Source organism: Marinobacter sp. ES-1, from assembly GCF_000475255.1.
Classification (GTDB): domain Bacteria; phylum Pseudomonadota; class Gammaproteobacteria; order Pseudomonadales; family Oleiphilaceae; genus Marinobacter; species Marinobacter vinifirmus.
Window position 1 is genome coordinate 1 of sequence record NZ_AXBV01000084.1, and the last position, 11,593, is coordinate 11,593.

7 protein-coding genes are annotated in these 11,593 nt (G+C 56.6%); 3 read left to right on the top strand and 4 right to left on the bottom strand.

The features are described 5' to 3' along the window. Window positions 1-1,362: DNA-processing protein DprA (locus Q668_RS14055; RefSeq protein WP_319802711.1), on the top strand; the 1,362-nt coding region annotated here is incomplete at its 5' end. Window positions 1,363-1,377: 15 nt separating this feature from the next. Next, on the top strand, window positions 1,378-4,620 hold the full coding sequence (locus Q668_RS14060; protein ID WP_022990260.1) for a type I restriction endonuclease subunit R: 3,243 nt from the start codon (window positions 1,378-1,380) through the stop codon (window positions 4,618-4,620). A 256-nt stretch (window positions 4,621-4,876) separates the two neighbouring features. Here the strand turns inward: Q668_RS14060 and Q668_RS14065 are convergent, their stop codons facing one another. From Q668_RS14065 to mpl, 4 genes are all read right to left on the bottom strand, one after another. Continuing rightward, window positions 4,877-6,739: a hypothetical protein gene (locus Q668_RS14065; RefSeq protein ID WP_022990261.1), complete on the bottom strand. Its 1,863-nt coding sequence runs from the start codon at window positions 6,737-6,739 to the stop codon at window positions 4,877-4,879. 143 nt (window positions 6,740-6,882) lie between these two features. After that, window positions 6,883-8,022 (bottom strand): acyl-CoA dehydrogenase family protein, encoded by a 1,140-nt coding sequence (locus Q668_RS14070; RefSeq protein ID WP_022990262.1) that lies wholly within the window; start codon window positions 8,020-8,022, stop codon window positions 6,883-6,885. A 122-nt stretch (window positions 8,023-8,144) separates the two neighbouring features. Beyond that, complete coding sequence (locus tag Q668_RS14075; protein WP_022990263.1) at window positions 8,145-8,768, bottom strand: flavin prenyltransferase UbiX; 624 nt, start codon at window positions 8,766-8,768, stop codon at window positions 8,145-8,147. Continuing rightward, window positions 8,761-10,155 (bottom strand): UDP-N-acetylmuramate:L-alanyl-gamma-D-glutamyl-meso-diaminopimelate ligase, encoded by a 1,395-nt coding sequence (mpl, locus tag Q668_RS14080; protein WP_022990264.1) that lies wholly within the window; start codon window positions 10,153-10,155, stop codon window positions 8,761-8,763. The genes Q668_RS14075 and mpl overlap by 8 nt, the downstream gene beginning before the upstream one ends. 145 nt (window positions 10,156-10,300) lie before the next feature. Between mpl and Q668_RS14085 the strand changes: the two genes are divergently transcribed. Beyond that, window positions 10,301-11,563 carry a 6-phosphofructokinase gene (locus tag Q668_RS14085; RefSeq protein WP_022990265.1) on the top strand — a complete coding sequence of 421 codons (1,263 nt, stop codon included), beginning with the start codon at window positions 10,301-10,303 and terminating at the stop codon, window positions 11,561-11,563. The last annotated feature ends 30 nt before the right edge of the window (window positions 11,564-11,593 follow it).

Consider the following 11,593-nt stretch of genomic DNA (forward strand, 5'->3'; position numbering starts at 1 on the left):
ACCAGATTTGACAATAACTCTGACTGTTATCGCCGCCTTGCTACAACAAGCCGGCAGCGGTTTTGTTTACCCGGTTGCTTTGGCTTCTTCTTCGGTAAAAGACTCATGAATCTATCCCATACCGCACAAGCCACCTTATTGCTGACCAGCTATTTCTCCAAAGCTTCGTCGGAACAGGCGCGACCGTTGACCAACAAAGAGTGGGGCCGGTTTGCGCTATGGCTGCGGGACCAGAGCTGCACCCCGGCTGATTTGCTGAAGACTGATCCGCAGGCCCAGCTAAAGAGTTGGCACGATGCCAAGATAACCCACGACCGTATTGTCAGCTTGCTGAACCGTGGACACAGCCTGGCGTTGGCGGTCGAAAAATGGCAACGGGCTGGTCTTTGGGTGGTTACCCGCTCCGACAAAGAATACCCCACGCGCCTGAAGCAAAGGCTCAAAACCGACTCACCTCCGGTGCTATTCGGCTGCGGCAATAAAGCGCTTCTCAATACCGGCGGCCTTGCGGTCATTGGCTCCCGAAACGCCAATGAGGAAGACCTGCAGTTCACTCGACAGGTTGGCGCCAAGGCTGCCTCTGAAGGTATCGCCATTGTGTCTGGTGGAGCTCGTGGCGTGGATGAAACCGCCATGCTTGGGGCTATTGAAGAGGGCGGCCCTACGATCGGTGTTATGGCAGACAGTCTTCTGAAAGCCGCCACCAGCGCAAAGTGGCGTAAAGGCCTGATGGACGGCAACCTTGTTCTGGTATCCCCATTTTACCCCGAGGCGGGCTTCAGCGCTGGTAATGCCATGGCAAGAAACAAATACATCTATTGCCTGGCAGACAGTTCGCTCGTGATCCACTCCGGCAAGAAAGGCGGCACCTTTAACGGCGCTAAGGAGAATCTGAAACACTGCTGGGTGCCTCTCTGGGTAAAACCGACCGATGACCCTGCCGCCGCCAATATGGATCTGGTGAATCAGGGGGGCCATTGGTGTAAAAGCAGCCCCGAAAAGATTTCTGTCAGAGAGTTGCTTGAGAGCCCTAGCCCCAATGGACATCAGGTTACTGAAAGCAATGATCTGTTTGCTGAGCAATCACAGCCGACCTTATTTTCTGCCAAAGAAGAGACGGCCAATTTTGCGACCGACAACGAGGACAGTTCAGCAGGTGCGGAACCCGCGGACTTCTACCTGCTATTCTTGCAGGAGCTGGCCCGGTTGGCCGAAGAACCGCTTGCAGCGGAAGACATTGCGGAAAAACTGGGACTGCATAAAACGCAGGTTAACGAATGGCTAAAGCGTGCTGTAAACGAGGAACAGATCAAGAAGCTGAGCCGTCCAGTGCGCTATCAATTCATTAAGGCCGAGCAGTAAAAGGATCCCGTTGTTATGGCCATGACCGAAGAAACCCTGGTTCAGGAAGTTACCGCAGACTATTTGCTGAATGAACTCAAGTGGAACCAATCCGTCATGGGCATGCATGAGCGCCTTGGCCAAGAGGGTGACCTTGGTCGCACCTCGGAGCGAGAAGTAGTGTTAACCCGCTATCTGGGGGAAAAGCTCGTAGAGCTGAACCCGGGACTGCCTCAGGTAGCCTATCAGGAAGCTCTTCGAATCGTGACCGAGATTCCGGCAACAGCCAACATTCTGGCGGTAAACCGGGAAAAATACGCTCTGCACAAGAACGGCGTTGAGGTCAGCTTTCTGAACGATAAAGGCGAGCGGGTCAAAAAACGACTGCGGCTGTTCGACTTCAATGACTACGCGAACAACCACTTTCTGCTGGTGCGGGAATTCTGGGTAAAGGGCGACATCTATCGCCGCAGGGCAGACCTGGTGGGATTTGTGAACGGCATTCCCCTGCTGTTTATGGAAGTGAAAAACGTCCACAAAGACATACGTGCGGCTTATGAGCAAAACCTTGCCGATTACAAAGACACCGTACCCCATCTACTTTACCACAACGCTTTTATCATTCTGGGTAACGGCATTGATGCCCGGATTGGTTCCGTTTCTAGTAAGTTCGAGCACTTCAACGACTGGAAGCGCCTGCATGAAGACGATGCTGGTGTCGTTGAAATGGAAACTCTGCTGAAAGGCACGTGCAGCCGACACAATCTGATGGACATTTTCGAGAACTTTACTCTGTTCGACCAGAGCTCTGGTCGTCTGGTAAAAATTGTCGCCCGGAACCATCAGTATCTGGGGGTAACCCGAGCCATTGAAGCGGTAAAGCATCGGCAGGAACGTGAGGGAAAACTGGGCGTATTCTGGCACACGCAAGGATCCGGAAAGTCCTATTCGATTGTATTCTTCGCTCAGATGGTCCACCGAAAGCTCGGCGGTAATTACACCTTTGTGGTGCTAACGGATCGGGAAGACCTGGACACACAGATTTACAAAACCTTTGCCGGTTGTGGGCTGGTAGACAACGACAGAGACCCATGCCGTGCTGAAAACGGAAAGGATCTGAAAGCCCTGGTTGGTCAGCAGAAGGCCTTCGTTTTCACGCTAATCCAGAAATTTAACGAGAAAGTAGACCCCGAGAACCCCTATTCCAGCCGCGATGACATTATCGTAGTGACCGATGAAGCACACCGCACCCAGTACGGCACCCTGTCCCTGAATATGCGGAACGCACTACCCAACGCCAGTTTCATTGGCTTCACCGGTACCCCGCTTTTCAAAGACGATGAAATAACGAAGAAAGTCTTTGGTGACTACATCTCCACCTATGATTTCCAGCGGGCGGTGGAAGACAAGGCGACAGTGCCACTGTATTACGATGCCCGTGGTGAAGAGCTCTTATTCACAGACGAAGACGGCAATCAGCACAGCGTGGCGGACCCGAAAGGCCTGAACCAGAAAATTGCGGAAAAGCTGGATGAGCTCGAAATAGATGACCTGGACGTTCAGCAGCGCCTCGAACGGGAGCTTAAACGGGATTACCACATCATCACCTCCAGCAGCCGGCTCGATCAAATTGCCAGGGATTTTGTGGCTCACTACGCCAACGGCTGGGAGACCGGCAAAGCCATGTTCGTGTGCATCGACAAAATAACCTGTGTGCGCATGCATAAGCTCATGTTTTTCTATTGGCAGGAAGAGATTCGGGCCAAAGAAAAAGCCCTTAATGATGCAACCGACGAACAGGACTTGGCTTGGCGCGAACGCCAACTGTTGTGGATGAAAGAAACCCTGATGGCGGTTGTGGTTTCGGAGGAGCAGGGCGAAGTTGCCAAGTTCGAAAAATGGGGGCTGGACATCAAACCCCACCGTCAGTTGATGAAATCAGGTTTTGCCTTGGAAGACGGCTCTCGACTCGGTATGGAGGAAGCATTCAAGTCGCCGGAGCATCCGTTCCGGGTCGCCATTATCTGTGCAATGTGGCTAACAGGCTTTGACGTGCCTACTCTCGCGACCTTGTACCTCGACAAGCCATTGAAAGCACACACGCTAATGCAGGCGATTGCCCGGGCAAATCGAGTTGCTGAGGGTAAGAATAATGGTCTGATCGTGGATTACTGCGGCATTCTGAAAAACCTACGCAAAGCACTGGCTACCTTCGCCGGCACGGGCGATGAAGGCCATGATGACAAGCAAGACGAACAGGAACCAGCAAAGCCCAATGCAGAACTTCTGGAAAGCCTCGATGAATCTATTGCATTCGTAATCGAGTTCTTTCGCCAGCGAGAGTTTGAGTTGGACCGCATTGTGACCGAGACGGGGTTCAGCAAGAACGCCACCATCGCCAAAGCCAAAGAAGTAATTAACGAGAACGACGAGACCCGGAAGCGGTTTGAAGTGTTAGCACGGGAAGTATTCAACAAGTTTAAAGCTTGCATTAACGTGCCGGGAATCAATGCATACCGCGACACCCGTGATGCCATCAACGTGCTTTATAAGAGCCTGCAGGCCGACAAGGAAAAAGCGGATATTTCTGAGGTCATGCGAGACCTATATGGGATCGTTGATGCCCATATTGGCACGCGGGAAGACGTCACGACTCCTGCTACTGAAGATAAGCGGCTGTATGATATCAGCCAGATCGACTTTGAAAGACTGCGCCAAGAGTTTGCCCGCTCCGACCAAAAGAATACAACTGTGCAGTCCCTGAAGCACGCGGTGGAGAAGAAACTGGCCCGCCTGATGATGCAAAACCCCCTGCGGACGGATTACCAGGAACACTACGAGCAGCTAGTGAAGGAGTACAACCAGGAGAAAGACCAGGTAGTTATCGAGAAAACCTTTGAGGCACTGCTGAAGCTGGACAAGGAGCTATCTCAGGAAGAGAGGCGAGCTGTGAGAGAGGGGTTGGATGAGGAGTCCCTAGCCTTGTTTGACCTTCTCAGCAAGCCGGATCTCGCCAAAAAAGATATCGCTAGGATCAAAAAGGTGGCGGCGCAGTTACTTGAAACCTTGAAAGCAGAAAGACTTCGCGTATCAAACTGGCGACAAAAAGAATCAACCCGCGACGCAGTCAAACAGCAAATTTTCGACTTCCTTTATGATGAGGGCACCGGTCTTCCCGTGGATGACTATGAGGAAGAAGAAATATCAGCCCTTACGGAAAAGGTGTTTCTTCATGTGTATAGAGCCTACCCAAAACTTCCATCACCCATCTATTCCTGACGGATTCTGGCACTTTCAATAGAGAGATTATGGTGGGGGCAAGAAGGGGCTTGGAAACTATATGCTTCCGGTTCTCGGAAGCTTTATGGGTAAAACCACAAAGATTCCTTAGAAAGCCTTAAAAGCACGATGCGCCACTGCCCAAGCCAAACGGCCTGCTGTCGGTTTTTCTGCGTTTGTTTTCCTTGTACTTTCGCCCCCAATCATCCTGCCTGGGCTGCCGGGCGCACAGCGTCACCCGACATCCACCTGACTCTTATTGGATTGCTTCCAGTAAATACTCGGATAACTTCATGTAACTGTACTCGACCTTCGCGTAGGCCCTGGCTGGCGCGGGCCTGCCGGTTCCGCAGCTCTGCACAGAATAATCAGACAGATAAGCCTCCCGAATCAGGTTCGGAGCATTTACATCCGGCGTGGAGTCGTAGTGCAGTAACCACTGGAACCCGGCGTCTGCCGTCACATTGCCCGAACCGGCCAGCGCCGGATCCAGGAATGCATAGCGCAGGAGGCGATTGACCTTTACCTCAGCACCGTCTGTTGAAAGCGTTCGGGTATCGTATTCGAACGCCAGGTCGGTAAAGGTTGTCGGCTGTGGCTCATAGCCGGCAAACAGATAGCCAAGGGTTTCGGTAACTACAAAGTTTTCCTGTGCGATTTCTTCGTCAACCGGCTTACAGGGATCAGGTTCGCCCTGCCGTTCAACAGACTCGAGTGGCTGGCCATCTTTGGTAATAGTGTAATCGGCCACCAACTCCCCTGAACCCGGAGCTAGCCGGTAGACAACCCCCGCGTTCGCACCAACGCCACCGACTGTCGCAACAAGCTCCGAAATTGCACCGTCCTGCTCACTCCAGCTATAGCTAACCTCCGCTCCGGCTCCAAGCTCGGTGGACGCCGGTTCGATGCCCCTGGCTGCATGGCAAAGTGTCGACGTCTGGAATTCGATTATCCGGGCATCCCAGTCAAAGGTCAGAGTTTCATCCACTGCCTGGTCGGGATCGTTTTCAGGATTGAACGCATCCCAACCCGCTGGCGCGAGGGATACCGAGGGCAGCCACTGGGTAGAAAGCCTGCCCATATAACCACCAGCTTCAATCAGCCGGGCCAGTTCCGGCATCGACAGCGCCAGGCAGCCATTCGCCACAATTTTAGCCAGCCGCCCGTCTTCACCGTACTCAAACTCAAGCCCGGTTGAGGCAACCAGGTTATCCGGCGCCACCGGCAGCTCACCACTTTCCGCGCGGGCAAAGACCTGCTGACCCGTCAGCACCAGCGGATCGGTGATACTGACGGTGACATCCGGCAGTTCCAGAGTATCGATCGCCACGCTGGAGTAGTCATCGCCAGCCGCCTGATCTACGGCCGTAATTACGGCCGGAGCGTGCCGCAACAGGGAAGTGCCCAGAAGCCGGGCCTCTTCCGGGCTAAGGCTAAGCTCTGCGCCCGCCCTTTCGGGCATGCTGCTTGCCACCTGCTGCGTCATAAACTTCACCAGTGCCCGGGCATAGGCATGGGCCCGGTCATCCTGCCCACGGATATAATCCGCAGTCACGTTGATGCCAGCCAGGCTCTCACCCAGATCGCCCCCGGGCATCAATTCCAATGCCGTCTGGTAACGGGCCAGGGTGGTCAGCGGCGTTACATTGCGGACACCGGGATTAGCCGACAAAGCATAGCCCACGGCTATGGCCTGATCCCCCACTTCGGTCTGCTCAACCGTGGTTCCGGGAATAGCGGCTGCGAACAGCGGGTAGTCCCGTGGATCAAGCGGTCGGCCTTCCTGGGGTGACAACTGCAAAGCGGCAAGGTCCAGGCTGAACGCGCCATCCTGACCACTCATGGCCATGGGTTCTCCGCCTTCGATAACCGCAGAATTGCCATTATCCAGCTCTACAGTGAACGACTCCGCGGTGTACTTTCCATCACCGTTCACATCCAGCCACACCCTGGCATTCCTCAGATAGCCATCAATCACCCGCCCCTGATACGGCGCCGGTTCGCTGTAATTCACGCCATCGAATTCGCGGCCATCCACGGGCAGCTGGTCGGATTCTTCGCCACAACCGGCGATGGCAAGGGTAAGCAGGGGAACGGAGAGAGCAGTCAGGCGTTTCATCGCGGCAACCGGTTATCCTTGTTAGAGGTTGTGCCGCTACTTTAGGGGATGTCCTGCCGGGAGACCTTGACAGGCTTGGCAAATTGTAAAGTTTGGTAAAGCACTGGCCCCGCACGGTGTCGGGGCCAGTCGGGTCAAAACCCTCAGAATGAACGAGCCACGATTTCTTTCATGATTTCGTTGGTGCCGGCATAGATGCGCTGCACCCGCGAATCAGCCCAGGCCCTGGCAATGGGGTATTCCCACATATAGCCGTAGCCGCCGTGCAGCTGCACACATTCATCCATCACCTTGCACTGCAGGTCTGTGGTGTGCTGCTTGAGCATGGCTGCAGTGGGGATATCCAGCTTCTTGTCCAGGTGCAGCTCAAGGCAGCGGTCGGTAAACACTCGGGCGGCCGTGATTTCGGCTTTCAGCTCCGCCAGCTTGAAACGGGTGTTCTGGAACGCGATAACCGGTTTACCGAAGGCTTTGCGCTCTTTCACGTAGTCCAGGGTCCACTGCCAGGCTGCTTCGGCAGCGGCTACGGCAGTCAGGGCCACTTGCAGGCGCTCCGCCGGCAACTCCTGCATCAGCTGGAAGAAGCCCTGCCCTTCCATGCTGCCCAACAGATTATCGGCCGGCACTTTTACATCCTGGAAGAACAGCTCAGAGGTATCCTGGGCCTTCATGCCCACCTTGTTCAGGTTCTGGCCTTTCTCGAAGCCTTCCCAGGCGGTTTCCACCAGCAACAGGCTGGTGCCCTTGGCGCCTTCCTTGGGATCGGTCTTGGCCACAACGATCACCAGGTCTGCCAGCTGACCGTTGGTGATAAACGTTTTGGAGCCATTGAGATTGTAGTGGTCGCCCTGGCGAATGGCGGTGGTCTTTACGCCCTGCAGGTCAGAACCGGCGCCCGGCTCGGTCATGGCGATGGCGGTAATCATTTCACCGGAGGCCATTTTCGGCAGGTACTTCTGCTTCTGCTCTTCCGAGCCGTAGTTCAGGATGTACGGCGCCACAATATCGGAGTGCAGTCCCCAGCCAATGCCGGACAAACCGGCCCGAGAGATTTCTTCCATAATCACCGCCGAGTAGCGGAAATCGGCCCCCACGCCGCCGTACTCTTCCGGCAGCATCGGGCACAGAAAGCCCAGCTCCCCCGCCTTTCGCCAGAGCTCGCGGCTGACCTGGCCATCCTTTTCCCATTGCTCGTGATAAGGCGCGGCTTCCTGTTCCAGGAACTTGCGAACGGAATCGCGAAAGCCTTCAAGATCGGCGTCGAACAGAGTACGTGGAATCATGCTGAACCTCGGTGAACGGGTTGGTTTATCGTTGTGTTCAGCAAGTCTGTGGCGGGGCGGGTTTTGGCTCAATGGTGAAAACCATCAATCGCTTTGGCCAAAACCAACGCCCGGGGAAGGCATCAGTCCGCGTTCTTTGCACCCCAGCGCGGGACCAGGGTTTGCGGCAAGTCCAGGTGGTCAAGAATCCGGGCCACCATGAAGTCCACCAGGTCATCCAGGGATTGAGGGTTGTGATAGAAACCCGGGCTGGCCGGCATGATCACCGCCCCCATGCGGGTGAGCTTGAGCATGTTCTCCAGGTGCACTTCGGAATAGGGAGTTTCCCGCAACACCAGGATCAGTTTGCGGCGCTCTTTCAGGGCGACATCCCCGGCCCGCTCGATCAGGTTGTTGCTGGCACCGGTGGCCAGGGCCGACAGGGTGCCGGTGCTGCAGGGGCAAACCACCAGTGGAGCTTTCTCGCCGGAGCCGGAGGCCGGGGGCGAGAACCATTCTTCCCGGCCGAACACCTGCACCTGGCCATCTTCGGCACCGGCATAGGCCGATAAAGCCTCCGCCATGGCGGGTGTGGAGCCGGGCAGGCGAAAATCGGTTTCAGTGGCCATCACCACCTGGGCCGCCTTGCTGATCATCACGTTCACCCGGCAACCGTTGGCTACCAGGCACTGCAGCAGGCGCAGTCCGTATTGGGCCCCGGACGCGCCGGTAAATGCCAGGTTAATTACCGGTGATGTTTCAGCCACGACGCTTCTCCAGTTCGGCAACCAGTTTGCGGTGAATACCACCGAAGCCACCGTTACTCATGATCACAATGTGGCAGGTTTCCGGCAGTTGATCCACGGCCCGGGCAATCAGGGCATCGACCGACTCTTCCACAGCATGGTGGTCCAGCTCGCCGTGCTCGGCACGCCAGCCGTTCACCAGTTCCGGCAGCCAGTTCATCTCGCTCAGGTTACCCCAGAGTACACGGTCTGCTGCCGCGGCACTGGGAATCAGGGTCTGCTGGTGTACACCCTGTTTCATGGTATTGGAGCGGGGCTCGATAATGGCAAGAATCGGCTCCTCCCCCACCTGGCTGCGCAAGCCCTCGAGGGTCAGGGCAATGGCCGTCGGGTGATGGGCAAAGTCGTCATACACCCGCACACCACCAACCTCGCCCACCAGCTCCATCCGTCGCTTAACACCGGAGAATCGGCACAGGGCGGCCACGGCATGGTCCGGCGTTACACCCACATGGCGGGCGGCGGCAATGGCTGACAGCGCATTACGCACGTTGTGCATACCCGTCAGCTTCCACTTCAGGGTAGCCACCGGCTGCTCGTGGTGGATGACCATAAAGCGGCTGCCGTCTTCTGCCAGCAGCTCCGCGCGCCAGTCTGAGGTGCGACTGATCTCGCTGCCGATGGCGGTATCCTGCACCGGGCTCCAGCAGCCCATTTCCAACGCATTATCCAGATGCTGGTCCAGGGCCGGACGAATGATCAGACCCTGGGACGGAACGGTACGCACCAGGTGGTGGAACTGGCGCTCGATGGCTTCCACGCTCTCGAAAATATCGGCGTGGTCGTATTCCAGGTTGTTCAGGATCAGGGTGTTCGGGCGGTAATGGATAAACTTGGAGCGCTTGTCAAAGAACGCGCTGTCGTATTCATCGGCCTCGATGACAAAGAAGTCGCTGCTGCCCAGGCGCGCGGACACCGGGAAATCCTGGGGCACGCCGCCCACCAGGTAGCCGGCATCAAACCCTGCCTGGTCCAGGATCCACAGCAGCATGGCGGTGGTGGTGGTTTTGCCGTGGGTGCCGGCCACCGCCATCACCCAGCGATGGCGCAGAACTTCCCGGGCCAGCCACTCGGGGCCGGACATGTAATCGATGCGCCGGTTCAGCACGGCTTCTACCTCCGGGTTGCCCCGGGACATGGCATTACCGATCAGCACCAGGTCCGGCCTGGGCTCCAGGTTCTCCACCCGGTAGCCTTCCATTAACGAGATACCCTGGGCCTCCAGCTGGGTGCTCATGGGCGGGTATACCCCCTGGTCGGAGCCGGTCACAGTGTGCCCCAGTTCCCGGGCGATGACCGCCAGGCTGCCCATGAAAGTGCCGCAGATTCCCAGTATGTGTATGTGCATTAAGGTAAGGCCTCCGGTTTGAAACCTGCCAAGCCTCTACCATACTTTCTGCGGGGTCAAGGGCACGGTATATGCTCATGAAACTTCCACCTGATTCGCGTATGATTTGCGCCATCATTGAACCAGCAGGAGGCTTTAGCCCGAGATGGCTATCAAGAATGCGTTTTATGCCCAGTCTGGCGGGGTAACCGCCGTTATTAACGCCAGTGCCTGTGGCGTTATTCAGACCGCCCGCCAGCACCCGGACAAGATCGGCAAGGTGTTTGCCGGCCGTAACGGCATCATCGGCGCCCTGAAAGAAGAGCTGATTGATACCAGCCTGGAGTCAGACGACGCCATCCAGGCGCTGATTCATACCCCGGGCGGCGCTTTCGGTTCCTGCCGCTACAAGCTGAAGAACCTGTCGGAAAACCAGCGCGAGTACGAACGCCTGATCGAAGTCTTCCGCGCCCACGACATCGGCTACTTCTTCTACAACGGTGGCGGCGACTCCCAGGATACCGCCTACAAGGTGTCCCAGCTGGCCGACAAGATGGGTTATCCGATTACCTGCATCGGCGTGCCCAAGACCGTTGATAACGACCTGCCGTTCACCGACTGCTGCCCCGGTTTTGGCTCGGTCGCCAAGTACATTGCCACCTCTACCCTGGAAGCCAGCCTGGACATCAAGTCTATGTGCGAAACCTCCACCAAGGTGTTCATCCTGGAAGTGATGGGCCGGCACGCGGGCTGGATTGCCGCTTCCGGCGGACTGGCCGGCCAGGGTGAAGGGGAGCCGCCCCACATCATCCTGTTCCCGGAAATCCCGTTCAACCGGGAGAAGTTCCTGGAGCGGGTAGACCAGTGCGTGAAAGATTACGGCTACTGCGTGGTGGTTGCCTCGGAAGGTGCCCAGTACGAAGACGGCCGGTTTGTAGCCGACGCTGGCGCCAAGGATGCCTTCGGCCACACCCAGCTGGGCGGTGTTGCACCGGCCCTGGCCAATATGGTGAAACAGGCCCTGGGCCACAAGTACCACTGGGCCGTTGCCGATTACCTGCAGCGCGCAGCGCGGCACATTGCCTCCGCTACCGACGTAGAACAGGCCTACTCCGTGGGCAAGGCTGCCGTGGAAATGGCCCTGAACGGCAAACAGGCATTGATGCCCACCATCGTGCGGGACCAGGCCAAGCCTTACCGCTGGAGCATTGGCCAGGCCAACCTGAGCGAAGTGGCTAACCAGGAAAAGAAAATGCCTATCCACTACATTACGGATGACGGCTTCGGCATTACCGAGGAGTGCCGTGACTACCTGCAGCCGCTGATTGAGGGTGAGAGCTTCCCGCCGTTCGAGAATGGCCTGCCCAAGGTGGCCAAGCTGAAAAACCAACTGGCCGAGAAAAAGCTGAAAACAGAGTTCACCCTGTAACAGCTATCGCCAGAAACACAAAGGCCCGGC